This window comes from Leclercia sp. W6, from assembly GCF_003336345.1.
Taxonomy (GTDB): Bacteria; Pseudomonadota; Gammaproteobacteria; order Enterobacterales; family Enterobacteriaceae; genus Enterobacter.
Map to the genome: position 1 here is coordinate 3,025,770 of NZ_CP031104.1, position 24,990 is coordinate 3,050,759.

The 24,990-nt window shown below is 49.9% G+C and carries 25 protein-coding genes and 1 pseudogene; 20 read left to right on the forward strand and 6 right to left on the reverse strand.

Features of this window, described 5'->3' with window-relative positions; translation table 11 throughout:
- Positions 1-27: 27 nt before the first annotated feature.
- The 16 genes and pseudogenes from DVA43_RS14790 to yjiA all read left to right on the forward strand — a co-directional run bounded on the left by DVA43_RS14790 (position 28) and on the right by yjiA (position 17,289).
- Positions 28-828 carry an ABC transporter permease gene (locus DVA43_RS14790; protein WP_114315971.1) on the forward strand — a complete coding sequence of 267 codons (801 nt, stop codon included), beginning with the start codon at positions 28-30 and terminating at the stop codon, positions 826-828.
- 12 nt (positions 829-840) lie between these two features.
- Positions 841-1,491 (forward strand): ABC transporter ATP-binding protein, encoded by a 651-nt coding sequence (locus tag DVA43_RS14795; protein ID WP_114315972.1) that lies wholly within the window; start codon positions 841-843, stop codon positions 1,489-1,491.
- Between the two features lie 51 nt (positions 1,492-1,542).
- A complete protein-coding gene (locus tag DVA43_RS14800; protein ID WP_246842238.1) occupies positions 1,543-2,709 on the forward strand; it encodes a sugar transporter in 1,167 nt (388 codons plus the stop codon).
- Between the two features lie 618 nt (positions 2,710-3,327).
- Positions 3,328-4,479, forward strand: coding sequence for a CDP-glycerol glycerophosphotransferase family protein (locus DVA43_RS14805; RefSeq protein WP_246842239.1), 1,152 nt, complete (start codon positions 3,328-3,330; stop codon positions 4,477-4,479).
- Between the two features lie 11 nt (positions 4,480-4,490).
- Complete coding sequence (locus DVA43_RS14810) at positions 4,491-5,864, forward strand: bifunctional cytidylyltransferase/SDR family oxidoreductase (RefSeq protein ID WP_114315974.1); 1,374 nt, start codon at positions 4,491-4,493, stop codon at positions 5,862-5,864.
- A 13-nt stretch (positions 5,865-5,877) separates the two neighbouring features.
- Entirely contained in the window at positions 5,878-7,029 is a 1,152-nt protein-coding gene (locus DVA43_RS14815) for a hypothetical protein (RefSeq protein ID WP_114315975.1), read from the forward strand.
- 8 nt (positions 7,030-7,037) lie between these two features.
- Complete coding sequence (locus DVA43_RS14820) at positions 7,038-8,027, forward strand: hypothetical protein (protein ID WP_147271035.1); 990 nt, start codon at positions 7,038-7,040, stop codon at positions 8,025-8,027.
- Positions 8,028-8,200: 173 nt separating this feature from the next.
- A pseudogene (locus tag DVA43_RS14825) lies at positions 8,201-8,365 on the forward strand (sugar nucleotide-binding protein); the annotation flags it as partial.
- A gap of 119 nt (positions 8,366-8,484) precedes the next feature.
- Positions 8,485-8,601, forward strand: coding sequence for a sugar phosphate nucleotidyltransferase (locus tag DVA43_RS25260; RefSeq protein WP_256387094.1), 117 nt, complete (start codon positions 8,485-8,487; stop codon positions 8,599-8,601).
- A 125-nt stretch (positions 8,602-8,726) separates the two neighbouring features.
- Positions 8,727-9,206, forward strand: coding sequence for a dTDP-4-dehydrorhamnose 3,5-epimerase (gene rfbC / locus DVA43_RS24900; protein ID WP_256387095.1), 480 nt, complete (start codon positions 8,727-8,729; stop codon positions 9,204-9,206).
- Positions 9,207-9,252: 46 nt separating this feature from the next.
- Entirely contained in the window at positions 9,253-11,256 is a 2,004-nt protein-coding gene (locus DVA43_RS14835) for a capsular polysaccharide biosynthesis protein (protein ID WP_114315977.1), read from the forward strand.
- 88 nt (positions 11,257-11,344) lie between these two features.
- Positions 11,345-12,592, forward strand: coding sequence for a capsule biosynthesis protein (locus DVA43_RS14840; protein WP_103823131.1), 1,248 nt, complete (start codon positions 11,345-11,347; stop codon positions 12,590-12,592).
- Between the two features lie 204 nt (positions 12,593-12,796).
- Positions 12,797-13,684 (forward strand): YafY family protein, encoded by an 888-nt coding sequence (locus DVA43_RS14845; RefSeq protein WP_114315978.1) that lies wholly within the window; start codon positions 12,797-12,799, stop codon positions 13,682-13,684.
- Between the two features lie 217 nt (positions 13,685-13,901).
- A complete protein-coding gene (locus DVA43_RS14850; protein ID WP_114315979.1) occupies positions 13,902-16,055 on the forward strand; it encodes a carbon starvation CstA family protein in 2,154 nt (717 codons plus the stop codon).
- Between the two features lie 66 nt (positions 16,056-16,121).
- The gene (locus tag DVA43_RS14855) at positions 16,122-16,325 is read left to right on the forward strand and encodes a YbdD/YjiX family protein (protein WP_032616354.1); all 204 of its coding nucleotides are present in this window, start codon (positions 16,122-16,124) and stop codon (positions 16,323-16,325) included.
- Positions 16,326-16,335: 10 nt separating this feature from the next.
- Positions 16,336-17,289, forward strand: coding sequence for a GTPase (gene yjiA / locus DVA43_RS14860; protein WP_114315980.1), 954 nt, complete (start codon positions 16,336-16,338; stop codon positions 17,287-17,289).
- 73 nt (positions 17,290-17,362) lie between these two features.
- Here the strand turns inward: yjiA and DVA43_RS14865 are convergent, their stop codons facing one another.
- Together DVA43_RS14865 and DVA43_RS14870 are read right to left on the reverse strand one after the other, a co-directional pair.
- Positions 17,363-17,668 (reverse strand): type II toxin-antitoxin system YafQ family toxin, encoded by a 306-nt coding sequence (locus tag DVA43_RS14865; RefSeq protein ID WP_114315981.1) that lies wholly within the window; start codon positions 17,666-17,668, stop codon positions 17,363-17,365.
- A complete protein-coding gene (locus DVA43_RS14870; protein WP_114315982.1) occupies positions 17,655-17,927 on the reverse strand; it encodes a type II toxin-antitoxin system RelB/DinJ family antitoxin in 273 nt (90 codons plus the stop codon). Before DVA43_RS14870 ends, DVA43_RS14865 begins: the two co-directional genes overlap by 14 nt.
- A 427-nt stretch (positions 17,928-18,354) precedes the next feature.
- Between DVA43_RS14870 and DVA43_RS14875 the strand changes: the two genes are divergently transcribed.
- A complete protein-coding gene (locus tag DVA43_RS14875) occupies positions 18,355-18,900 on the forward strand; it encodes a YfaZ family outer membrane protein (protein ID WP_114315983.1) in 546 nt (181 codons plus the stop codon).
- Positions 18,901-18,999: 99 nt separating this feature from the next.
- Here the strand turns inward: DVA43_RS14875 and DVA43_RS14880 are convergent, their stop codons facing one another.
- The 4 genes from DVA43_RS14880 to DVA43_RS14900 form a co-directional block, all read right to left on the reverse strand.
- Positions 19,000-20,370, reverse strand: a complete 1,371-nt coding sequence (locus DVA43_RS14880) for an NAD-dependent succinate-semialdehyde dehydrogenase (RefSeq protein ID WP_114315984.1) — start codon at positions 20,368-20,370, stop codon at positions 19,000-19,002.
- Between the two features lie 564 nt (positions 20,371-20,934).
- Positions 20,935-21,108, reverse strand: a complete 174-nt coding sequence (locus tag DVA43_RS14890; RefSeq protein ID WP_371413990.1) for a hypothetical protein — start codon at positions 21,106-21,108, stop codon at positions 20,935-20,937.
- Positions 21,109-21,119: 11 nt separating this feature from the next.
- Positions 21,120-21,542, reverse strand: coding sequence for a hypothetical protein (locus DVA43_RS14895; protein ID WP_114315986.1), 423 nt, complete (start codon positions 21,540-21,542; stop codon positions 21,120-21,122).
- Positions 21,520-21,912, reverse strand: coding sequence for a polymorphic toxin type 44 domain-containing protein (locus DVA43_RS14900; RefSeq protein ID WP_103178111.1), 393 nt, complete (start codon positions 21,910-21,912; stop codon positions 21,520-21,522). Before DVA43_RS14900 ends, DVA43_RS14895 begins: the two co-directional genes overlap by 23 nt.
- A 183-nt stretch (positions 21,913-22,095) precedes the next feature.
- On the opposite strand from DVA43_RS14900, the gene DVA43_RS14905 reads away from it, so the two are divergent.
- The 3 genes from DVA43_RS14905 (at position 22,096) to DVA43_RS14915 (ending at position 24,974) form a co-directional block, all read left to right on the forward strand.
- Positions 22,096-22,839: an AraC family transcriptional regulator gene (locus DVA43_RS14905; RefSeq protein ID WP_114315987.1), complete on the forward strand. Its 744-nt coding sequence runs from the start codon at positions 22,096-22,098 to the stop codon at positions 22,837-22,839.
- A 47-nt stretch (positions 22,840-22,886) separates the two neighbouring features.
- Positions 22,887-23,531, forward strand: coding sequence for a LysE family translocator (locus DVA43_RS14910; RefSeq protein ID WP_114315988.1), 645 nt, complete (start codon positions 22,887-22,889; stop codon positions 23,529-23,531).
- A gap of 261 nt (positions 23,532-23,792) precedes the next feature.
- Positions 23,793-24,974, forward strand: coding sequence for a restriction endonuclease (locus tag DVA43_RS14915; protein ID WP_114315989.1), 1,182 nt, complete (start codon positions 23,793-23,795; stop codon positions 24,972-24,974).
- The last annotated feature ends 16 nt before the right edge of the window (positions 24,975-24,990 follow it).

The following is a 24,990-nucleotide window of genomic DNA, read 5'->3' on the forward strand; positions in this document are numbered from 1 at the left end:
GGCCCGTTCTGTGATATCGGCCTTCTTATGCTTAAACCTGTTCTCAACCAGACGCCGCGCAGCTCGTTCCAGGTGCTGCGCGATGTGACGTTTGGCCTGCTTATTCGTGAACTGAAAACGAGATTTGGGAGTTACCGGCTGGGGTATGCCTGGGCGCTATTGGATCCGTTGTTGATGATTATCCTGTTTAGTACCATTTTTGGGATGCGCGGACACAGTGGCTTTGGTGGAGCACCCGCGCCGCTCTTTATTACTGCGGGTTATCTGCCGTTTATATTTTTTAAGAATGTGGTGAAAAAACTACAGTCGGCGGTCAATGCAAATAAAGGGCTTTTTTGTTACCGCCAAGTGACACCGTTTTCCACCTTTATCGCCCGTTTTATCCTTGAGACCATCGTTGGCATGATGGTCGGTGGCATTTTGGTATTGGGATTACTTTGGTTTGGATTTGATGCCGTACCAAGCGACCCCCTTCAGGTGATTATTATCTATCTGTTGTTGATGATTTTTTCTTTTTCATTAGGCATCGTCTTCTGCGTGACAGGCAATTTAGTTAAAGAAGCGGATAAATTCCTTGGTCTGCTGATGATGCCACTCATGTTTATTTCCTGTGTGATGTACCCCCTGGCGAGCATCCCGTCGCAGTATAAACACTGGTTTTTATGGAACCCGCTGGTACACGCGCTGGAGTTGATTCGAAGTGGCTGGATTGCCGGTTACGAGAGCCCAGATGCCAGTTGGACTTATCTGTCCGGGGTGACGCTGGTACTGCTGACCTTTGCCATGAGCTGCTACCGCCTGAGCCATCGTCGCTTGATTGCCAGCTAAAAGGGAACAAGCATGATCATTCTGGATAACGTCACAAAGTATTACCCCACCAAATTTGGCCGTAACTACGTATTGCGTGACGTGAACATTACGCTGCCCCGCGATCGCAATATCGGTATTTTGGGCACCAACGGGGCGGGTAAATCCACCCTGCTACGCCTGCTGGGTGGAATGGATATGCCTAATAAAGGCAAAGTCACCCGTCATTGCCGTGTATCCTGGCCGCTCGCGCTAAATGGCGGCTTTCAGGGCAGTATGACAGGACGGGAAAACACGCGTTTTGTCTGCCGTATTCATGGGGTGCGCGAAACAAAAGAAATTGAGGAGTGGGTAAAGGAGTTTTCGGAGATTGGCCAGCATTTCGAATTGCCGATTAAAGGTTACTCCAGTGGCATGAAGTCAAAGTTCTCTTTTGCTGTGAGTATGGCCTTTGATTTTGAGATCTACCTGACTGATGAAATTATGTCGGTGGGGGATGCCCGTTTTAAACAGAAATGCATAGATGTATTTAACCTGAAGCGTGAGACTGCCAGCCTGATCATGGTCTCTCATGATATGAAGAATTTACGTCAACAGTGCGACATGGGTATTTTGCTGCGCAATGGCACTCTTGAGGTGTTCGACAATATTGACGACGCTATCCGCATTTACGAGAAATTATAATAAGCCACCAGAGTCATGATCCAGCTAAAACGTTCAAACAAAGCATCACGAATGATGCGCAAACTACATAAATTAAAAAACCAACCAAAACACTTTATTGTCGATTCGAGCGGATTTCGCCTGGCAAAGCGTTCATGGAAACAAAGTCTTAAACTTGGCAGTTTTCTGTGGGTGGTGGTCTGCTTTGCCATCGCAGTGCTCTATTTTGGGGTAGTTGCTTCCGATCGCTATGTGAGCCGGGCACAGTTAGTGATTAAGCAGGCGGACCAAATTAAAATGTTGCCAGATACCCTTTCGATGTTGGGTCTTGGTGGTAGTAATAATGAAGATGTGCTGCTCATCCAGGATTATCTAAACTCTCCAGACTTGATTGCAAAACTGGATAAAGAGTTGGGGCTTAAAGCCCACTATCAGAGCCACAAAGTGGATTATTTTTCTCGTCTGTCAGATGACGTCAGCCGGGAAGCGTTCATTGAATACTATCGTAGTCATCTAACATTACATTTTGATGACATATCCGGTGTTCTGACTGTTGAATTTCAGGCTTTTGATCCAGACTACGGACAACGCGTTGTGAGTCTGATGCTTAAAGAGTCAGATCGCTTTATTAACAGATTGGGCCACCAGGTTGCATTAGAGCAACTATCTTTCGTCGAAAAAGAAGTCGATCGTGCCTATCAGCGTGTACAGACGGAGAAAGCCAAAGTACTCGATTTCCAAAACAGTCATCATTTGCTGAGCCCAGAGACGACCAGCACCGCTCGACAAGGCCTCGTCAGCCAGATTGAGGGTGAACTGGCACAACAGCAAGCCCAGCTAAAACAACTACAGAGTTATATGAAGGAAACCGCACCAGCAGTTATCTCAGTACAAGCCAGAGTAAATGCACTTTCCGGGCAGTTAGAGCAAGAAAAAGCCAGGCTGACTGGAGTGGACAAAGATGCAATGAACGAAGTCACTGCCCGTTATATGGATTTGCAAACACAAGCAACACTAGCAGCAGATCTTTATAAAAGTGGTCTCATTAGTCTGGAACAAGCCCGCGTTGAAGCGTACCGCAAGCTGAAATTCCTGTTGGTTGTGAGCCAGCCTACGCTCGCTGAAGAAGCCGAATATCCGCGTCGCCTTTATAACCTGACGACTATTGGGGTGCTTCTGTGTTTATTATATGGGCTTATTGTGATGGGTCTCGCTACATTACGTGAGCACCAGGACTGATCGAAAGTTTCATTCGTTAAAGAATTTACTTAAACTGCAAAATAATTTGATGTGATACTTAGAACTTGTCAACGAAAATAAAATCGTTATCAAAATTCGATTTAAATTTAACGTTATAATTTAACTCCAATTGGTTGATTAAGTAACACAAGTAATTAAGATTCAATTAACTTAGCAAAAAACATATAGATTTGCCTTAAATGTCCCATCTCTATTTGAATGTTGACATATATCACTATTTTTTTGCAAAACAAAACAGATTCAGGTTAATTTATAAAATCTCACAATATCTTAAACAGATATAAGGAGAACTTAAAAGGTATAAATGTTTATTATTTAAACAACCACCACCCTATAAACATGCGCAGTTCATTCTTATTTTAATAAAAATTAAAATATTCTACATAGCATTATCTGTTTAATGAGAAGGTTGACATCGTGTCAAAAATAACAAAGCTTTTAACCAAACCAGACCTTTTTTTCAAAGATATGTATTTGAAAAGAAAAGGCCATGAAATTAGTACAGTTCATAAAAAAGCCATAACGAATGCGATCGTATCTAAACCCGCGTCCCCGTCTAAAGTGGAGTCAAAAAAGAAAGTGGTAAGTCGACATTCTATGAACAGTACCTTAGATATTAGCCATATTCGTTTATTTTCTCAAGTAGCACATTTATTACATACTGGTGAAGGTGTAAAATGTGCATTCCACTTAGAGTTGTGGGTCGGTGAGTTTATTTCTTCAGGTCAACCATTTGCTATCTTGATAAGAAACCAGGAACTTTATAAATGGGCACTCGAGAAGTATCCATATTTAGATATTGTGTATGCGAAAACAGCCCTGGATGTTGAAAGTGTATTATCAAAACTGCCATTCTTAAAAGCTATCTATTATTTCTCCAATACCGGCAATTTAATCCACACGTTAAGATTCAATATCTATCAACATATTTTCTTAGGGCATGGTGATAGCGATAAAGCAGCCAGTGCACATAAATTCTTTAGAGTTTATGATGAAATTTGGGTCGCTGGCCAAGCACACATCGATCGATTCAAAAATGCGAATTTTAACGTTGAGCATATAAAATTTGTAAAAGTTGGTAGGCCTTCACTGAAATTCATTGTGAGTAAATCCGTGAAAGAAGTAGGTGCTGAAAGAAAGGTAACCAACTTAACATATTTCCCAACCTGGGAAGGTGCTTTTGAAGAGAATAACTACTCATCTGCTCACTTGTCTGCAGTCATGCTTAGCGAACTTCAACATAAATTGGATTGTACGGTCGTTGCTAAATACCATCCTTTAACCGCATCAAGAGACATTACCTTATCAGGCGTAGGCTTATCGCTTGAGCAAGCTTTAGCTGATAAGCCATTCTGCATTGAAGTTGTCGATAAAACAGTTCCTGTCGAGAAACTTATCATTAAAGCTGATATGTTTATTTGTGACATTTCAGCAGTGGTTAGCGAATGCATCTCTTCGCTTATGCCTATTTTTATCTATATTCCTACAGATCGTGAAGTTGTAACCTCAAAGAGTGACATGCAGTATTCTGACTATGCATATGTCTACTCAAACATTCCACAACTTATTGAACTAGTAGATCGGGTGATCATTCAAGGTGATGATTACTTATCCGAAGCCCGTTATAAGGCATTAGACTATTTACTTAGCATCAATGAAACCATTAGTGATGAATTCCATAAGCAGCTCAAGAGAGTAAACTCTGATAATTCGCTTATGGAAAACAAACGTGAACAAATAATTTTATAAGGGATAATAGAATGAAAAATGTTGCTGTTATTTTATCTGGCGGTTCAGGTTCACGTTTTGGCGGAGACCTCCCAAAACAATTTACAAAATTAGCGGGTAAAGCCGTCATTGAATACACCATTGATGCTTTTGAACGAGCCAACAAGATTGACGAAATCATAATTGTTACGCAATCTGCTCATATGAATTTAACCTGGGACATAATTAAGAAAAACAAATGGAAAAAAGTCACCAAAGTATTTACTGGTGGTAAGGAACGTTTCGACTCTACCAACTCGGCGCTTGAAGGCCTTGAGGGGTATGAGAATGATTGCAATATTCTTTTCCATGATGCAGTTCGTCCATTAGTGAGCGAAACGACTATAAATGACTGCGTTGAAGCTCTTAAGAAGTTTGATGCGGTGGATGTTGTTATCCCTTCAGCAGATACCTTAGTTGAGGTATATGATGATGAGTGTATTGCGAATATTCCAAATCGTTCATTCATGCGTCGCGGCCAAACACCACAGGCATTTAAATTGGGAACGATAAAACTTGCCTATCAGAAAGCCATATCGGAGAAACGATTCACGTTTACATGTGACTGTGGTGTGGTTAGATCTATGATTCCAGGAATTCGTGTTGCTACCGTTAAAGGTAGTGAAGCGAATATGAAAGTAACTCATCCAATAGACCTGTTCATTGCCGAGAAACTGCTTCAGGAAGTTAATCAAATTTCTTTCAGTGTTGATGATGACTTATCTTTCTTGCGTAATAAAAATATTGTCATCTTTGGCGGCAGTAGTGGCATTGGGCTTGAGATCAAAGATGCTGCATTATTGCTTGGTGCAAATGTAGATGTTGCCAGCCGCTCTCATAATGGCATTGATATTACCGATCTTCATTCAATTAAGAATTTTTTAGAGGATGTTAAAAGAGAAAGAGGACATATTGATTATATTATCAACACTGCCGGTCTTTTAATCAAAAAACCTATTGATACATTATCAATTTCTGAAGTCACCAGCCTCATTAACATCAATTTCAACGGTGCTGTAAATGTTGCAATAGCCTCTAAGCCTTATCTTGTTGAAACTTCTGGTATGTTGCTTAATTTCACATCCAGCTCATATTCCCGTGGCCGTCCCCTTTATGCCCTTTATTCCTCCTCTAAAGCAGCTATCGTGAACTTTACACAGGCTATTGCGGATGAATGGAGCTCCGAAGGCGTTCTGGTAAACTGCATTAATCCTGAAAGGACAGCAACTCCTATGCGTACTGCTAATTTTGGACTGGAGCCAGCTGAACTTCTTCTGCAAGCAAAAGACGTTGCCCTGACAAGTATTAAAGTTTTAGGGTCAAAAAATACTGGACTGATTGTTGATATTCGCAAAGATGGTCGCTAAGGAGTGATTTATCGTGTCTGGATGTAATCTATATTACATTTATATTGATACCAAAATTGTAGGTGCCGTGGAGCAATTAGTAAGTTACTTCCAGACACAGGTTTTCAATAACAAAGATTGTATTGAAGTTGTATGTAAATATTATAAAGAAATTGAAAATAGCTTTTCAAAGATTTTCGACTCTAATGAAATACCATTCAGATTTGTCAAAAAAAACTCAGATTATAAGTTTCTTGAAAGAAAAGTTGTTTTCTACCTTTTTAATGCACAGTCAAACTGTAAAGTTGTAGCCAACCGTAATTTAATCCATATATTTGTTACGCATGGTGAAAGTCATAAATTAGCTTCTATTAAACCTATAATAAGAATTTATGACTATGTAGTAACCTCTGGAAAAGTCGGAATTGATAGATATTTGAAATCAGGCGTTTTCACTCCTTATGATATTGAAGGGGGTAAAGTTATTACACTTGGTGATACATTTGTTGGTAGCAATAATTTTCAATATGTTGAGAGTAGCGACTCAATCGTGTATGCCCCAACCTGGGAGGGCGGCGTTCCGGAGGAAAATTACTGTTCCATTAGCCAAACCACGGCAAACAAAATAATTGAATTTTGCGCTCAAAATAATATTCGGAACGTATATATACAACCCCACCCAAATCTTGGGCATCGTGACATTACCTATAAATCAAAACTTAACCTTTTGATTAAAAAATTACAAACAAACAATCTTCAAGTAATAAATAAAAATTCAATAAAACGCCAGCCATTATTCTCTATTTTCGCAAGAAAAAAAAACACATTCAAAACGACTACAATAATGGATATTAAACTTGCGTTAACTGATATTTCTGCCATGGAAATGCAGTTCGTAAGTAAAGGGATTCCATGCATGGTACTCACTAATAGTGATACCTTGTCGCAGCTTTTCATTCCGAAGGTGCTTGAAGAATACCGAAGTAAGGTGTTTTATAGTGAAGAGGACTCTCTTGTTTATAGAAAGGGGGCCAATGATGTCCGAAATGAACTTTTTAATTACTTAATTACTTACCCATCTATTTCTATTAAAAAAAGTCATTATGAAAAAAGAATAAAATGGTTATGCAATTACGCCATAGAACATCAAGACAAGAGAAATAGTCTACTCGCAAATAAATACTGAGTATTATCATGACTTCTTTAAAAAAAACATCTATCGTAAGCGTGTTACTATCAGCATTTATTCACATTGGCATCGTTAACGCCGACACTTCACTTTCAAAGTGTTTAACGGTAGCTGATACTTCAAAGAAAAATGAATGTTTTTCAGATAAAGGTTTGTCCAGCGGCACTACAATTTATAGAAAAGGAATTGGCCGTAATAATGTATTGCAAGGTATAGCCTTTGATCCGGTTTACCGTGTTTTATATACAATTCATGTTACTGGAAAACCAGAAATGGGGGTGATAAATCGTTTTTATGATGTGGACAATAAAAATGAAATAAACGCTCTGGACTCTCAATTACCCACAACCCGAATAGGGCATCAAGGTATAGCCTTACTACCGGGAACAGATTGGTTATTATCCTCTGCAGGCACAGCTACTGATAATAAGGGAAGGTTTATTAGCCTATTTAAATACACCTCTGGGAATATTCCATTCTATGTGAAAGTGATAAAAGTATTTGGAGATGACTATGATGGAAAGGCCATCGCAATGCCATTTGTTACAAGTGATGGAAATTTCTTGATAGTTAGCAGTAAGAAAGACGGCAAAGATGTTCTTCGCGTATTTGATTTGAAAAAGTTAAATATTACATCATCTAATGACATTAGTTCAAAATATCGCAACGAGTGGAATATTAGTAAAAACCTTACCAGCGATGGCCGTTTTTTCCAGGCTATGGCATCAGACGGAAAATATATTTACTTATTGAGCGGAAATGCCAGTCAATCAGTAAAAAAGCTATATGCCTATAGTTTAGATGGCAAGTTAAGTAAAAAAATAGATTATGTAACCCTTGGACAGACTGATGCACTTAAAGCAGGTAATCAAGGACACTGGGAACCTGAAGGGTTAGCTGTTGATAGCAAAAATGATGCACTACTTATTTTATTTTCTGTAGGTGATAAAGGTAAAAGGCTGGGTAAAATTTATTCAATTAAGCTGCAACCTTAACTCCCTCAAGACCAATTCAGTCACAATATATTAAAAAGCGATGTTTCATCCCATTACGTGGGATACAAATTGCAGGACTGGATCGCTGAAAACTAAGCTGAGAACGAACGCGACTATGCCGAGCCATCACTAAATAAGCCGAGGTGCTGGATACTCATAGGTGCATTACTCCACCGACCAGCGCGTTCCCGACGCCGGCAAAACGTCCGCATAACTCCCGTCTCGATACCAGCAAGTTCCAGCGCATCTTCGGGATGACGCTGCCGGACTGGACTATCGGCGTCGATCGCATGCTGGCTGAAATCTCGGGAAATAAACGCAACTCTAGCTATGCTTAGGCTGCCTTCTTCAATCAACATGGGTCTTAGTCAGGGGCGACGTTTCGCCCCCGTACAACAATCACACGCGCGTGAGCGTTTAGCCCCTGCGGCGCAGCAAACAGAAGAATTGAAGTATCATGAACAAGCGTAAAGGTATTATTTTGGCCGGTGGGTCAGGGACTCGTCTTTACCCTGTCACCATGGCGGTGAGCAAACAGCTGTTGCCAATCTATGCCAAACTGATGATCTACTAACCGCTGAGCACCCAGATGCTGGCCAGTATTCGCGATATTCTGATCATCACACCCCGCAGGATACGCCGCGCTTTGAGCAACTGCTTGGCGACGGCAACTAGTGGGGCCTGAACCTGCAGTACAAAGTGCAGCCAAGCCCGGACGGTCTGGTTCAGGCCTTTATCCTCGGCGAAGAGTTTATCGGTGATGATGACTGTGCGCTGGTGCTGGGGGATAACATCTTCTACGGCCACGACCAGCAGAAACAGCTGGCGCCACATGCGCAGCGCAAACTGGTGCGTTGCGTGGCCGGGGAAGTGTTCGACGTGGCGGTGGATATCCGTAAAAGCTCCCCGACCTTCGGTCAGTGGGTGGGCGTGCATCTTTCTGGCGAGAACAAGCGTCAGCTGTGGATCCCGGAAGGTTTCACCCACGGCTTCATGACCCTGAGCGACACCGCCGAGTTCCTCTACAAAACCACCAACTACTATGCGCCGGAGAGCGACCGCGGCATCCGCTGGAACGATGAAACCATTGGTATTACCTGGCCTGCAATCGACAGCGAGATCCTCACCTCCGCCAAAGACAGCGTTGCCAAATCCTTCCTTGACGCAGAGTACTTCTAAGTCCCACGCCCCGCAGTGACGTGGGGCGTTTTCTGACAGAGCACAAATGAAATTCTATACAGATTCAGCCGGGATCCTGGCCCGAAAAGCGCAACTCGAGCCGATGCTGGGCCGCCCGTTACATGCCTTCAAACCCAGCATGCAGCTGGCACAAGACGATGTCCTGGTCGGCTGGGGCCAGAAAGCCAATACCCGCCAGATTAAACAAAAAGCCCAGGAACTCGGCCTGCCGTACTGGCAGCTGGAAGATGGCTTTATCGGGTACATTGGTCATCCTGCCAGAGGGGGCAAAGCCGTCTCCCTGATCGCCGATCCTGTAGGGATTTACTACGATGCCCGCCAGCCGAGCCGCCTTGAGCAGCTGATCGCCACGCCGTGCGATGACACCCAGCTGGCGCGCGCTGAGGCACTCGTCTCTGAACTGCTGCGTCTCGGCATCACCAAGTACAACTGTTATGCCGCGGGCAGCGGTTTACCCGCTGCGCTGGCGGCGCGTCTGCACAGCGACGCACGTCCGAAAGTCTTGCTGATCGACCAGGTGGCGGGGGATCTCTCCATCCCTGGCGCGCTGGCAAGCGAAGAGGATTTTGTTGAGATGGTGGCGGCGGCGCGGCGTAACCATCCCGGCGCCCGCCTGCTGCTGCGTACCCATCCGGATACCCGGCTCGGCAAAAAGCGCGGTGTGCTGGCGCGTCTGGAACTCGATGATGTGGAAATGGTGGCCGACCACTGTCATCCCCACGCCCTGCTGAACGAGGTAGAGGCGGTCTATACCGTCTCTTCCCAGATGGGCTTTGAAGCGCTCCTGCTCGGCAAAACGGTCTGGTGCTTCGGCATGCCGTTTTATGCAGGCTGGGGGCTGACTCACGACAGCAAAACCTGCGCGCGTCGCCAGGTGCAGGTCAGCCTGCCCCAGCTGGTGGCGGCGGCGCTGATCCTCTATCCGCGCTATCTGGACCCGGTTCTCGGCCAGCGCTGCGAAGTGGAACAGGTGCTGGAGATTGTTGCCGGTCAGCAGAGTCCTGCCCCGCGCTATCGCCGTCTCTATATGGTGGGCTTCTCGCTGTGGAAACGCGCCTTTATGCGCGCCTTCTGCCAGCCGCTGGCCGGGGAGTTGCGCTTTGTGCGCAGGTTACCGCAACAGCTGGCTGCCGACGAGCAGGTGCTGGTATGGGGCAGCCGTCACCCTGAACTCCAGAGCGCTATTCGCGTGGAAGATGGCTTTATCCGCTCCCGGGGGCTGGGCTCGAACCTCTGCCGCCCGTCGTCGCTCTCCATCGACCCGGTGGGGATCTACTTCGACAGCCGCCGTCCGAGCGGGCTGGAGCAGCTGCTGAATCAGCATCAGCTCACCGACCGGGAACTGGCTCGCGGCGCCGCGCTGGTGGATCTGCTCCGCCAGCACGGGGTGAGCAAATACAACGTCGGCACCGTGCAGCCCTTTACCCCGCCCGGTGACGGACGAACGCTGGTGCTGGTGGTGGGCCAGGTGGATGGTGACGCCTCGATCCTCACCGGCAGCCCGGTCATCCGCAGCAACGAAGAACTGCTGTGGGCGGTACGCGCCGCAAGACCGGAAGCGCACATCCTGTTTAAACCGCATCCGGACGTGGTGGCGGGCAACCGGGCCGGGGCCATCTCGGAGGCGTGCCTGGCAAGCTGCGTCGACAGCCAGGTGCTGGATCTGGGTCTCACCAGCCTCTATCCCCATGTGGACGAGCTGCACACCATGACCTCGCTGAGCGGCTTCGAAGCGCTGGTGCAGGGGGTAAAGGTCACCACCTGGGGCCAGCCGTTCTACAGCGGCTGGGGGCTGACCGAAGATATGCACCCTGCCCCGCGTCGCCAGCGCACTTTGCCCCTGGCGGCGCTGGTCTATCTGACGCTGGTCGCCTATCCGCGCTATATCGACTGGCAGAGCGGGCTGTGGATGAGCCCGGAGCAATTAATTCGCCAGCTGGCCGTGCAGGGTAACTCCTCATCGCAAAAAGCCAGCCGCTGGCAGCGCTGGCAGTTAAAACTGAGCTATCTCGCGCAGACGCTTCGCTAGCGAACGATTTATCCTGATGTATTAAAGAAAAGCGGTCATCAAGCCGTTAATCACCTGTCTCATCAACGGAACGGATCTGGGAAAAGAAATGGAAGAGCAAGCCATACGCCATTTATTAAATGGCCGCCGATATCTTTTATTACAAGGACCGATGGGCCCCTGCTTTGCACGTCTGGCGACCTGGCTGCAGCACAGCCACCGCGAAGTGAAACAGGTCTGCTTTAATGCCGGAGACGCCTGGTATGCCGCAAAAGAGACGTCGCTGCACTACACCGGCCCGGTGAAAAATTTTGCCTTCTGGCTGCGCGATCTGCACAAAGAGTACGCCTTCGACACCATCGTCTGTTTCGGGGATTGCCGCCCGATGCATGTCGAAGCGAAGAAGTGGGCGCGCGGTAAAGCCATCGACTTTCTCGCCTTTGAGGAGGGGTATTTCCGGCCATTTTATATCACCCTGGAAAAAGGCGGCGTGAACGCCTTCTCCTCGATGCCCATTGATGCGAAATACTATCGCGAGCAGCCGCTGCCGGAGCTGAAAACCCCGACGCCATGGAAGCCCAGCGCCTTTAACCGTGCCGCCCACGCCATGCTCTACTACGCGGCGGGCTGGTTTGGTCGCCATCGCTATCGCGGCTACCGCCACCACAAGTCATTCTCCCCGTGGTATGAGATGCGCTGCTGGGTCCGTGCCGGCCGTCGAAAGCTGTGGTATCGCTGGAAGCAGCGCCACATGCTGAGCCATATCACCGAAACACTGGACAACGCGTACTACCTGGCGATTTTGCAGGTCTACAACGACAGCCAGATCATTCACCACAGCCCGTATAAAGATGTGCGTGACTATATCGAAACCGTGATCCGCTCGTTCGCCCGCCATGCGCCGAAAGAACACCATCTGGTGTTCAAGCATCACCCGATGGATCGTGGTCACCGCTATTATGGCGTGCTGATTAATACGCTGTGCGAGAAGTACGGCATTACGACTGACCGGGTGATCTATATCCACGATCTCTCCCTGCCCGCCCTGCTGACCCACACCCGGGGAGTGATCACCGTTAACAGCACTGCGGGGCTGTCGGCGCTGATCCACAACAAGCCGCTCAAGGTGATGGGCAAAGCGCTGTATGACATCGAAGGCTTAACCTGGCAGGGGCCGTTGAACCAGTTCTGGCAAACGGATTTCGCGCCTGACAAACAGCTCTTCCAGCGTTTTCGTACCCACCTGCTCTACAACACGCAGATCAACGCCGTGTTTTACGGTAAGTCCGACTGGCTTAACGTCCCGACCGAACTCCCCCTTCCGGATTCTATTACCGATTCCGAACTCGAACGCTAATTCACCACTACGCCGGGGAGATTGCCCCGGCGGATCCGATCTGCCCCTCGCTTTTATCCCCTCGTTGTAAAAATAACTAATGTTTATCCCTAATCTGGCCGTTATAACCTAAGACAAATTTTCACGCCGTTTTTTGCACTGACATATTTTGTCAGCCCGCACCGGCGTAATTCACAGCAATGTTTTAGATCACGGGAAAGCTATATGACAATTCCGACCAGGAGTCGCTCGGCTGAAAGGTTGGTAGATATTCTGCTGGAGCTTCATTTACACGGCGTGGTTAACCGCCAGGCATTGATGCATAAATTTAATATTACTGAGCGCACCGTCTATCGCGATCTGAATGCACTCTCGCCGATTGTGGAGTACACCGGAAACGGGCTGTACCGGCTTATTCATTCCCCGCAGGGACACACCGGCCCGGGGTTGCATCACGTCATTGCTAACTTCCTGAATGTGGATGACTATTTTCCCGACAAAGGCCGTGAATTCTGGCAGAAACTGGAGTCACGGGTGGAGGAAAACCATATTATGATCCTCGGTAACGAGGCCGAGCGAAAAGAAAAATGGGATATTCACGCGCAGCTTGCGGCCTTTGAGAAGGCGATTAAGGGCCAGCAGATTTGCCAGATCCTGTATAAAGGAAAATCGCGACAGGTTAACCCTTATAAAGTAATTAACAAAAAAAATATATGGTATTTACAAGCCACCGAAGGCGGCAGATTGAAATCGTTTTCTTTAAGCCTTATTCAGTGGCTGGATATTCGCAACCAAACCTTCACGCCAGATAACGACACCCTCGAATTACTGGAGAAAAATCCCGACCCGTGGGTCAGCGAAGAGACATTCGAAGTGGATGTGCTTATTCCCAACACCATTGCGCACTATTTTAAACGCCGCGATCTGCTGCCCGGCCAGGAAATTCTGGCGGAAGATAAAAACGGCATTACCCTGCGCTGCCATGCCGCACATGAAAACCAGATCCTGCCGCTGCTCTTCTACTGGCTGCCTAACATCGAGGTGCTGGAACCGGCATGGCTGAAGCAGAAATTCGTTGCCACTCTGGAGAACTATCTGGCGGACGTGGAGTGATCCGCTTCTGACATCGTGATCCCCTTCACACAATCCCCTCCTCTGACGGCGAGCCTGAACCACTCGCCCTCGCAGTTGACCGCTCATCCCGCCATACAACCACTCACCGATTTACCTTCCTTTATACGCGCAAGGCTCTGGCAAGATCGCCGTAGCATTAATCACTCTCTCTACAGCGAACCCTGACGCTTTTTTCATCTAAAAACCAGGTCTTATTATGGATATCAAAAAACTACTTAAGCACGTCCCCTGGCTGCTGCTTGGGATACTCGGGGCATGTTGCCTTGCCGTCGTCGCCCTGCGTCGCGGCGAGCACATCAGCGCCCTGTGGATCGTCGTGGCCTCCGTGTCGGTCTATCTGGTGGCGTACCGCTACTACAGCCTCTACATCGCGCAAAAGGTCATGAAGCTCGACCCGACGCGCGCCACCCCGGCGGTCATTAACAATGACGGCCTGAACTACGTGCCAACCAACCGCTATGTGCTGTTTGGTCACCACTTTGCGGCCATCGCAGGCGCGGGTCCGCTGGTTGGGCCGGTCCTGGCGGCGCAGATGGGCTACCTGCCGGGTACTCTGTGGCTGCTGGCGGGCGTGGTGCTGGCGGGTGCGGTGCAGGACTTTATGGTGCTGTTTATCTCTTCTCGCCGTAACGGCGCCTCTCTCGGTGAGATGATTAAAGAAGAGATGGGCCGCGTCCCAGGCACCATCGCTCTGTTCGGCTGCTTCCTGATCATGATCATCATCCTTGCGGTGCTGGCGCTGATCGTGGTGAAAGCGCTGGCGGAAAGTCCGTGGGGCGTCTTCACTGTCTGCTCTACCGTGCCGATTGCGCTGTTCATGGGGATCTACATGCGATTCCTGCGTCCGGGCCGCGTGGGCGAAGTGTCAGTGATTGGTATTGTGCTGCTGGTGGCCTCCATCTACTTCGGCGGCGTGATTGCCCACGACCCGTACTGGGGCCCGGCGCTGACCTTTAAAGACACCACCATCACCTTTGCGCTGATTGGTTACGCCTTTATCTCCGCCCTGCTGCCGGTATGGCTGATTCTGGCACCGCGCGATTACCTGGCGACCTTCCTGAAAATCGGCGTGATCGTCGGTCTGGCGATCGGCATTGTGATCATCAACCCTGAGCTGAAAATGCCTGCGGTGACCCAGTACATCGACGGTACCGGTCCACTGTGGAAAGGTGCGCTGTTCCCGTTCCTGTTTATCACCATTGCCTGTGGTGCGGTCTCTGGCTTCCACGCCCTGATCGCCTCCGGCACTACGCCGAAACTGCTGGCGAACGAAACCGATGCGCGCTTTATCGGTTACGGCGCGATGCTGATGGAATCCTTCGTGGCGGTCATGGCCCTGGTGGCGGCCTCCATCATCGAGCCGGGTCTCTACTTCGCGATGAACACCCCACCAGCAGGCCTGGGCATTACCATGCCGAACCTGCATGAGATGGGCGGTGACAACGCAGCGCTGATCATGGCGCAGCTGAAAGACGTAAGCGCCCACGCGGCGGCGACCGTTAGCTCCTGGGGCTTTGTGATCTCCCCTGAGCAGATCATGCAGACAGCCAAAGACATCGGCGAACCTTCGGTTCTGAACCGTGCCGGTGGCGCACCAACCCTGGCGGTCGGTATCGCCCACGTGTTCCACAAAGTGCTGCCGTGGGCGGACATGGGTTTCTGGTATCACTTCGGTATTCTGTTCGAAGCGCTGTTCATCCTTACCGCGCTGGATGCCGGTACCCGTGCAGGCCGCTTTATGCTCCAGGATCTGCTGGGTAACTTCGTGCCGTTCCTGAAGAAAACCGACTCGCTGGTAGCGGGCATCCTGGGTACCGCGGGTTGCGTAGGTCTGTGGGGTTATCTGCTGTATCAGGGCGTAGTCGACCCCCTGGGCGGCGTGAAGAGCCTGTGGCCGCTGTTCGGTATCTCTAACCAGATGCTGGCGGCTGTGGCCCTGGTGCTCGGCACCGTGGTACTGGTGAAGATGAAGCGCACCAAATATATCTGGGTGACCGTGGTACCGGCCCTGTGGCTGCTGCTCTGCACCACCTGGGCGCTGGGTCTGAAACTGTTCAGTTCCAACCCGCAGCTGGAAGGCTTCTTCTTTATGGCTAACCAGTACAAAGAGAAGATTGCCGCAGGCGGCAGTGAGCTGACTGCCCAGCAGATTGCCAACATGAACCATATCGTGGTGAACAACTACACCAACGCGGGTCTGAGCATTCTGTTCCTGGTAGTGGTCTACAGCATCATCTTCTACGGCATCAAAACCTGGATGAAAGTGCGTAACGCCGAGGGTCGTACCGATAAAGAGACGCCGTACGTACCGGTGCCGGAAGGCGGCGTGAAGACCTCTTCACACCATTAAGTCAGTAACCTCTATATAGGCCCGGATCGCTGCGCGCTACCGGGCTTTTTCTATCTGGATGGCACAATGTTTGGTAACTTAGGCGAAGCAAAAAAATACCTCGGTCAGGCGGCGAAGATGCTGATTGGCATTCCGGACTATGACAACTACGTTGAGCATATGAAGACCAACCATCCGGATAAGCCGTACATGACCTACAACGAATTCTTCCGCGAGCGTCAGGAAGCGCGCTACGGCGGAGGAGGAGAAGGCGGCGTACGCTGCTGCTGAAGGAGAAACCATGACACCGATTGCAGTTACCCTACTCACCGGCTTTCTCGGCGCGGGCAAAACCACCCTGCTGCGTCACATCCTCAACGAACAGCACGGCTTTAAAATCGCCGTCATCGAAAACGAGTTCGGTGAAGTCTCCGTGGACGATCAGCTGATTGGCGATCGCGCCACCCAGATCAAAACCCTGACCAACGGCTGCATCTGCTGCACCCGCTCCAACGAACTCGAAGATGCCCTGCTCGACCTGCTCGACAGCCGCGATCGCGGTGAGATCGACTTCGACCGCCTGGTGATTGAGTGCACCGGCATGGCCGACCCCGGCCCGATTATTCAGACCTTTTTCTCCCATGAGATCCTCTGCCAGCGCTATCTGCTGGACGGCGTGATCGCCCTTGTCGATGCGGTCCACGCCGACGAGCAGATGAACCAGTTCACCATCGCCCAGTCGCAGGTGGGCTACGCCGACCGCATCCTGCTGACCAAAACCGACGTCGCAGGCGACAGCGCCAAACTGCGCGAGCGCCTGATGCGCATCAACTCCCGGGCCCCTATCTATACCGTCACCCATGGCGATATCGACCTGTCTCAGCTGTTCAACACCAACGGCTTTATGCTGGAAGAGAATGTCACCACCAAACCGCGCTTCCACTTTATGGCGGACAAGCAGAACGACGTGGCGTCGATTGTGGTGGAGCTGGATTACCCGGTGGATATCAGCGAAGTCTCCCGGGTAATGGAGAACCTGCTGCTGTCGTTTGCCGACAAACTGCTGCGCTACAAAGGGATGCTGTGGATCGACGGCGAACCGAACCGCCTGCTGTTCCAGGGCGTACAGCGCCTCTACAGCGCCGACTGGGATCGCCCCTGGGGCGACGAGCAGCCGCACAGCGTCATGGTGTTTATTGGCATTGAACTGCCAGAAGAAGAGATTCGGGCGGGGTTTGCGGGATTACGGAAGTAACGCCTGATGGCGCTTCGCTTACAGGCCTACGGAACAGGTAGCCCCGGCAAGCGCAGCGCCGCCGGGGAGATGGCTACTCAAACAGCTCCGCATGTGTCCCCAGGTCGGTAAACACCACCAAATGCTTTTTATCATCGACGCGATAAATGAGAAGATAATCACCCCCAATATGCAGTTCCCGAAATCCTTGCATATCACCAGTCAGGGCGTGGTCGCTGTATTCGGCGGGAATGGGATTGCCGGAAAGCACTAACGACATGATCGCTGCTGTATCGTGCATATCTCTCCGGCCTGCTTTGTTGTAGCGTTCCCATGCCTTAACAAAGGTTTTGGTGTAATCAGATCGGAATGGTAGCGGGGCGCGTTTACTCTTTCCCATTTTTTAAGCTCTCCATGAGCTGTTCAACACCATCGAAGCGTCCATTCTGGTGTGTGGAAATCTCTTCGGCTTCGCGCATCGCATTGCGTAACCGTGTAGTAGGTTTGCGGGTTACCTCAAAAGGAATCCCTTCATTTTTAACAATCTGTTCTGCAAACAGGCGTATCGCCGTGCTCCAGTTAAGGCCACAGCTTTCAAGCACATCGCCCGCGCGAGCTTTTAGTTCACTGTCAATACGTGATCGAATAACGGAATCCATAGCTCCTCCTAATTTTCGTAGCTACATTGTAGCCACAAAAACGGTGGTTTGCACTTTTTCTGAGCGTCTGGCAGAAATGGAATTAATGTTGGTGGGATTGGGAAATGCAGTAGCTTACCGTTGAAAATGTAAATCCACGTTTTTATCTGTTACTTCAGAAACATTTTCGGAGATTATAAGAAACTCAATTAATACTTAACTAATTACTTTTCCCGCCCCGTTCAGTTTCTGTTTAGGCGCTCATCTAAACCTCCGCTCAACATGAAAAATTTAACGATTGACCCGGCACCATTTACACATTTCGCTCACATCATCTGAACAAAATCCACACAAAAACAGCATAAAACCTCGCTCCTGAGCACATTTGCAGCCGTAAACCTCGCCTGTTAGGGTGTGCGCAGACAAATTAGATGACGAGGCATAAAACATGAAAAAGCTTAATATCTTCATCCTTGCTGCACTGACCGCGATTTCCGGCTCCGCAATGGCCATGGGCGGCAGCATTGAGCAGAGCAAAAACTTCACCAATCTGAACCTCGAGATGGGTAAATCCTCCTCAGGTCTGTATGCCGAAGGTAACTGGCTGAAAAACACCGATGACGGCACCCAGACCGGCGGTGTTGGCGCGGGTTATAACCTGGAAATGGGGCCGGTGATGCTTAATGCCGGTGCGAAAGCCATCTATCTCGGGCCGAAAAAAGGCGATAACGGCGTGGCATTCCCTATCGGTGGCGGCGTCAACCTGGCCCTGACCGACAGCATCCACGTTTACGGTGAAGGCTATGTCGCGCCGGAAGGACTGAACAACAGCGTGAAAAACTACGTTGAAGCCAACGGCGGCGTGAGCTGGACGCCGGTTACCCCCGTTACCCTGAAGGTGGGTTACCGTCACGTCAGCGTTGACGGCAAAGATGGCCGTCCGGGCCACACCCTGATTGACGGCGCCTACGTTGGCGGCGGCGTCACCTTCTGATAAAGCCAGGTCTGTAGCAGCGCCGCCATGCGGATATTGCTCCAGACCGAAACATAAAAAAAGGCGGCATCCGCTGCCGCCTTTGTACCGGTAAGACTTTTACCGGCGGATCACCACCAGCTTCTGGTTCACAAACTCTTTAATCCCCAGATCCGACAGCTCACGCCCGTAACCGGAACGCTTCACCCCGCCAAACGGCAGCTCTGATGCGGTATCGGTGAGCCAGTTGATCCACACCATCCCGGTTTCGATCTTCGAGGCCATCTTTTTGGCACGATCGGTATCTTTACTGAAGATCGCGCCGCCCAGACCGTAGTGCGAGTCGTTGGCGAGCTTCACCGCCTCCTCATCATTTTTCACCACATAAATCTGCGCCACCGGGCCGAAGAACTCTTCGAAGTACGCCGGGTTATCGCGGGTGATATTGGTCAGGATGGTCGGCTCAAAGAAGCTGCCCTCGCGCTGCACCGGTTTGCCGCCGTAATGCAGCGTGGCGCCATTTTTCACCGCCTCATCGACCTGCTTTGTCAGGGTTTCCAGCGCGTCTTTAGAGGAGAGCGGCCCAAGCGTGGTGCTCTCGTCCAGCGGATCACCAATCTTCACCTGCTTAAAGGCTTCGGTGTACTTCGCCAGGAACTCCTCCGCCACTTTCTCATGGATAATAAAGCGTTTGGCTGCGGTACAGACCTGTCCGGCATTGGCCAGGCGCGCATTGACGCCAATTTTTACCGCCTTCTCCAGATCGGCATCGTCCAGCACCACGAAGACGTCGTTACCGCCCAGCTCAAGGGTCGACTTTTTGATGTGCTTCGCCGCCTGGGCCGCCACGATGCTACCGGCCTTCTCAGATCCGGTCAGCGCCGCGCCCTGCACACGATCGTCAGCGATGATATTTGCCACCTGATCTGAAGAGATAAACAGGTTGGTCCACGCCCCATCCGGGGCATCGGCTTCACGCACCAGATTGGCGAAAGCCTCGGCACAGTGCGGCACGATGCTGGCATGTTTGGCGATAACCGGGTTACCCGCCGCCAGGTTCGGCGCCAGCACGCGCATCAGCTGATAGTAAGGGAAGTTCCACGGCTCTACGGCCATCACCACGCCGATGGGGTGATGCTCCACCCACGCCTCGCCGAGCTCCGACGGGTATTTCACCGGCGCAAGGAACTGCTTCGCATTGTCGGCGTAGTAGCGGGCGATCTGCGCGCAGAGTTTTACCTCGCCACGGCTCTGGGCTATGAGTTTCCCCATCTCCTCGCTGGCGATTTTTGCCAGCTCTTCAGTGCGGGAATCAATAAGGTCCGCCAGCTTATGCAGCACCGCCAGGCGCTTGTCGATACTGCCCTTTGACCAGTCGGAATGGTAGAGCGCATCAGCCGTATTCAGCGCCGCTTCGACGTCAGCATCAGTATGAGAAGGATATTCTTTGATGAGTTTGTTGTTGGCAGGATTCACTGTCTGATAGGCCATTGTTGCCTCCTTTTTTACCGCTTGGGGTATTAAGGGTAGTCAAAATGGCTGGTTTCGCAGGTAAAGTTAGGTATACAGGGTGTGCCACCCGGCGGGTGGCATGAGATATAATTGCTCCATTCAGGCGACGCAGCGCTCGTTCCAGCTGTCTTTGAAGACAATCTTTTTCTATTCGCTATTTTTTCTGGCAAGAGATTTTTCTAATACACCAATAACGTTTAAACATACGTAGAATACAACAAACCATAACGCGGCATAAAAGAACTTCATTGGCCACACGACCGGCAACATAAGGCAAACTATAAAGCCGCTTACAAATAATACGGCTTCAAACAAACTCCAGATCTGAACCGTCAAGAATATCAAAGCCTTTAAAATATGCTTATACATACAGGAGAAAAAATTGCTATTTTGCATTTAACTTACTGTCACGATTTCTATTTATCTAAATAGGGCCACCATCGTTGGCTTGCTATAAAAACCGCTTCCAAAAAGGGTTTTACGAGGGTGAAGTCAATTATATCGAGCGCGCCACCTTCAGGTGGTATCTGTTGTTTTAGATCACTAAAATTTCCCGCAAACCGCATTACCCCACTGTTCATCGGTAGTTTCTGGAATATCGCTATAATCGATTTCCTTATCAGACTTTTCTGCCAATGCTAACAGTTCATTAGTATGCAGCATACTATGTAGTGGCATATCATCGCGTTTGAGTCTCACCACTTCATGCTTTTTCATGTCCATATGAATTAACGTACTCCTGTGGCAGTAAGATTAATCACAGGGATAACCAGATTTTCCTGAGCGTAGAACATTGTAAGATTACTGAAAGAGTAGATACGCCCTGATAACTTAACATTGATAGTATTTCCGTAGCCGCTAATTATGGCACTGCCATTATCTGAAACAAGAAAAGGCTCACTTTCCCTGAGCTGCTCTATCGTCTGATTTTTATTATCCAGGTAATAACGATAGACATCAGGCACGGTTGCCCCACCCCCATACTGCGTGACGTAAAGCGTCACGTTTTCTGAAATCTCCTTTTGCATCACTAAACGATCGTCGCTTCGACTCTTCATGAAGTATTCATAAGAAAAATAGCCTGCAACGATAATAAGTAACAGGATGGTGATCAGCCGATGTAACCATTTAATAGCCGTGCTGACGTGCATAGTTTATTCCCTGTTTAATCCAAAACTGATCGCGCGGGTCGTCACCATAGGGAAATTCGCCATGCCATGCACCCCATTGTGGACGCGACGTCTTAGCATGTGACTGCGCAAAACCCGCTCCCATATAGAGCGTTTTCTCAGGTATACCCGCGGCAAATCCTGTTGCACCATAATTAAAATTGCCAAAATTTGCCAGTTTTCTGTCTTGCTGTTTGTAATCCCAGGGCCCTCGATTCCGGACTTTTTGATAGAACCAGTAATAAGTTTGCGGCAAGGCCATATTTCTCGACATTCCATTTATACGCGCCTCGCGCATATTCTTATGAATAAGATCCAAACCCTCTTTGGGTAATAATGGTATAACGGCCATATATTCATTCCTTTGATAATTTCACCTATAAGTCCATGATGCGTCGTCGCTATTTTATTTAACCCTGAATTTTATACCACTATTCTTATCACATAACGACCTCTCCCAAATTATCCAGGCGACACCTTTGTCCGCTCATGCTATAAGCACCTAACTTCTTTACCCCTCACACCGGTGACCGCTATGCCCCATACCCGCCACGTCAATCAGACCTTCATACGCCAGCCCGGCGTGGAGCTGCGCAGCACCTGGCAGAGCACGCAAGCCTATAAGCGTCACAGCCATGCCCAGCTTTCTATTGGCGCCATTCTCGAGGGGCAAACCTGCTGCACCTGCAACGGCGAGCCGTTCACCCTCCATCCTGGCGATCTGATTGTGATCCCCGCTCATCTGCCGCACAGCTGTAACCCCGTTGCGGGACAACCCCGCAGCTACCACATGCTCTATCTGGAGACTGACTTTCAGCCCACCATGCAGGAGATCCGCAGCGAAGCACTTTTCCGCCAGTATCTGGCTGTGGTTGACACGCTGTCGCCCGGGGCGATCAACGCCCTGCTATCTGCTCTGGCTGAAAGCAGCGCCACGCCTGAGCCTCTTCGTCCTTCCAGCCTTGCACTGTTACAGACCCTGCGCCAAAGCCTGCAGGAACCGCCCTCACTCGATGTTTTAGCCCGACGCTTTTCCCTGCGCAAAGAGACGCTAATCAGAACCTTTAAGCAGGATACCGGCCTGACGCCCGGCACCTTCCTTGCCATCTCAAGGGTAGAGTTCGCCAAAGCCCGGCTGCGCGCCGGGGACAACATCGCCGACGTTAGCTACCAGAGCGGCTTTGCCGATCAAAGCCACTTCCATAAAACCTTTGTCAGCTACACCGCCGCTACACCGCGCCAGTACGCCACCGGGCGATCAATATCCGACAATAATTAGCGCTCGCACCGGCGTAGCCTGACCTCAGTTTTATTGATGAGGTCACTATGGAACTGACTACCGCTCTCTTCCCGCCCGCTTTTCTGGCGCTCGCGCTGGCGCACTTCGTCGCCCTGCTCAGCCCCGGCCCGGATTTCTTTTTGCTGATGGGGTTTGCCGCCCGTCATCGCCTGCGCGGCAGCGCCGGGCTGTGCGTGGGGATAGCCTTGGGCAACGGGCTCTATATCCTGCTGGTGATCGTTGGCGCCAGCGCGCTGCGCCAGTACACGCTACTGTTTAACGCCATTGAACTTCTGGGCGGGCTGTATCTGCTGTGGATAGGCTGGCATCTGCTCCATAGCCGCGCCCGCACCCTGACGCTGGATAATGCGGAGCCGGAACGTCCTGGCTGGCGCAGGCAGCTTCTGCTCGGCCTGGGGTCGGCGGTATTAAATCCGAAAAACGCCCTCTTTTATCTGGCGCTGATGACTGCCCTGCTCGGGCCGAATGTGACGCTGCTCCAGCAGTCGGTGAGCGGCATCTGGATGGTCACGGTGGTGCTGGCGTGGGATCTGGCGGTGGTGTCGTTCATCGCCCTGCCCGCCGTTCAACGTCGGCTGAGCAACCACCTCTGGAAGATGGAGCGCGCAGCGGGGGCGGTGCTGATGGTGTTTGGCGTAGGGATTTTATGGAGATTTCTCACATCGCTCTGAATGTAGGGAAAACGCCGGGTGGCGGCTTCGCCTTACCCGGCCTGGAACGGCAGCAAACCTTCACCCTGGTGGCGCTGCGCTTATCAGGGTGAAGGTTTGTGCGTCAAGCAGGGTGCCTGTTAAACCGGGTCGAGTAACCTTTTCCAGACTATTTCAGTAAACGTGTAAGCCATAATCTCTTTATCAAATAAGTGACAGATCCAATAGAATTCTTTCCCTACGATGGCAAGCTAAGCACTCCATACTCGTTCAGGGAACAACGTGAAAAATTACAAAGTCATCACGCCGCTTTTTCCAACCTACGCTCAGGTGAAAGCGATGATGAAAGCCGTCTCAGGCTATTCAGTCAAATCTGTGCGCAATATGATAAACGCTATCCATGAACAAACCGGCACACCACAAAACCCCGTGGACTGGTCTGAACCTGATATGTGGATCAACGATCGTTTAAAAGGTGAAGCTGCGGAAATTGCGCGCCGTATCTGGGAGCAGGACAATCACATTCTGAACCCTCGCCATAGTTATGGCTGCTACCTCTTTCTTAACTATCCTCAGTTCGAACTGATGGAAACCACACCAATGGATGCCTGGCTACCGACTCAGCGCGGGGAACAATTCCTTGCCGATGACGACACCACGCTCCGCTCGCTGGACGATCAGGAAGGGCTATTACAGCTGCTGGAACTGTTAGCCGGACGGGAAATGTCCCGTCGTGCAGATTTGCTACCAGAGTGGCAGGCTTTTTTACATCAGCACTCAAAATTTGCTTCAACTAGCTCGGTTAAAAGCACGCTCTATTCCCGTCTCTATAATCTGATTGAGCGTGACATGGTGGCTCGCGAAGGAATGAGCTATCACATTACCGATGCAGGTCGCGCCTGGCTTGGAAAGGCACTTCCTACCCGCGATATCGATCCGCGCAAAGAGCTACTGGAAGCGGTAAAACGGTATAACAAACAGCAAAAAGAGCTGCTACGCGAACAAATCAGCACCATGAACCCCTACAAATTTGAGCACCTGATCGGACAGCTTCTGGAAGCGATGGGCTACGAGCAGGTTGAAGTGACCAAAGCCTCGGGTGATAAAGGTGTGGATGTGGTGGGTCGAGTGCAGGTGGGCATTACCACCATCACGGAAGTGGTGCAGGTTAAGCGTATGCAGAGCAATATTACCCGTCCTGTAATCGATCAGTTACGTGGTGCATTGCCTTATCACAGCGCGATCCGCGGCACGTTAATTACCACCGGGCGATTTGCTGGCAACTGTGAAAAAGCGGCCCTGCATCCTGGCGCTGCGCCTATCACCTTGATTGATGGCGATCGCCTGCTGGAATTGTTAATTGAGAACAATGTTGGTATTCGTCGCAGCAATGCGGTCGAGCTGCTGGATGTGGATTTACAGCTTTTTGATGAGCTGGAAGAGGGATTAAAAGGCGAAATTTAACGTCTTAATCGCTACA

Bases quoted from the DNA above. Each gene is read 5' to 3' on its own strand.
- DVA43_RS14790 (WP_114315971.1), top strand. From the start codon at position 28: ATGCTTAAACCTGTTCTCAACCAGACGCCGCGCAGCTCGTTCCAGGTG.
- DVA43_RS14795 (WP_114315972.1), top strand. From the start codon at position 841: ATGATCATTCTGGATAACGTCACAAAGTATTACCCCACCAAATTTGGC.
- DVA43_RS14800 (WP_246842238.1), top strand. From the start codon at position 1,543: ATGATGCGCAAACTACATAAATTAAAAAACCAACCAAAACACTTTATT.
- DVA43_RS14805 (WP_246842239.1), top strand. From the start codon at position 3,328: ATGAACAGTACCTTAGATATTAGCCATATTCGTTTATTTTCTCAAGTA.
- DVA43_RS14810 (WP_114315974.1), top strand. From the start codon at position 4,491: ATGAAAAATGTTGCTGTTATTTTATCTGGCGGTTCAGGTTCACGTTTT.
- DVA43_RS14820 (WP_147271035.1), top strand. From the start codon at position 7,038: ATGACTTCTTTAAAAAAAACATCTATCGTAAGCGTGTTACTATCAGCA.
- DVA43_RS25260 (WP_256387094.1), top strand. From the start codon at position 8,485: ATGAACAAGCGTAAAGGTATTATTTTGGCCGGTGGGTCAGGGACTCGT.
- DVA43_RS14835 (WP_114315977.1), top strand. From the start codon at position 9,253: ATGAAATTCTATACAGATTCAGCCGGGATCCTGGCCCGAAAAGCGCAA.
- DVA43_RS14840 (WP_103823131.1), top strand. From the start codon at position 11,345: ATGGAAGAGCAAGCCATACGCCATTTATTAAATGGCCGCCGATATCTT.
- DVA43_RS14845 (WP_114315978.1), top strand. From the start codon at position 12,797: ATGACAATTCCGACCAGGAGTCGCTCGGCTGAAAGGTTGGTAGATATT.
- DVA43_RS14850 (WP_114315979.1), top strand. From the start codon at position 13,902: ATGGATATCAAAAAACTACTTAAGCACGTCCCCTGGCTGCTGCTTGGG.
- DVA43_RS14855 (WP_032616354.1), top strand. From the start codon at position 16,122: ATGTTTGGTAACTTAGGCGAAGCAAAAAAATACCTCGGTCAGGCGGCG.
- yjiA (WP_114315980.1), top strand. From the start codon at position 16,336: ATGACACCGATTGCAGTTACCCTACTCACCGGCTTTCTCGGCGCGGGC.
- DVA43_RS14865 (WP_114315981.1), bottom strand. From the start codon at position 17,668: ATGGGAAAGAGTAAACGCGCCCCGCTACCATTCCGATCTGATTACACC.
- DVA43_RS14870 (WP_114315982.1), bottom strand. From the start codon at position 17,927: ATGGATTCCGTTATTCGATCACGTATTGACAGTGAACTAAAAGCTCGC.
- DVA43_RS14875 (WP_114315983.1), top strand. From the start codon at position 18,355: ATGAAAAAGCTTAATATCTTCATCCTTGCTGCACTGACCGCGATTTCC.
- DVA43_RS14880 (WP_114315984.1), bottom strand. From the start codon at position 20,370: ATGGCCTATCAGACAGTGAATCCTGCCAACAACAAACTCATCAAAGAA.
- DVA43_RS14890 (WP_371413990.1), bottom strand. From the start codon at position 21,108: ATGAAAAAGCATGAAGTGGTGAGACTCAAACGCGATGATATGCCACTA.
- DVA43_RS14895 (WP_114315986.1), bottom strand. From the start codon at position 21,542: ATGCACGTCAGCACGGCTATTAAATGGTTACATCGGCTGATCACCATC.
- DVA43_RS14900 (WP_103178111.1), bottom strand. From the start codon at position 21,912: ATGGCCGTTATACCATTATTACCCAAAGAGGGTTTGGATCTTATTCAT.
- DVA43_RS14905 (WP_114315987.1), top strand. From the start codon at position 22,096: ATGCCCCATACCCGCCACGTCAATCAGACCTTCATACGCCAGCCCGGC.
- DVA43_RS14910 (WP_114315988.1), top strand. From the start codon at position 22,887: ATGGAACTGACTACCGCTCTCTTCCCGCCCGCTTTTCTGGCGCTCGCG.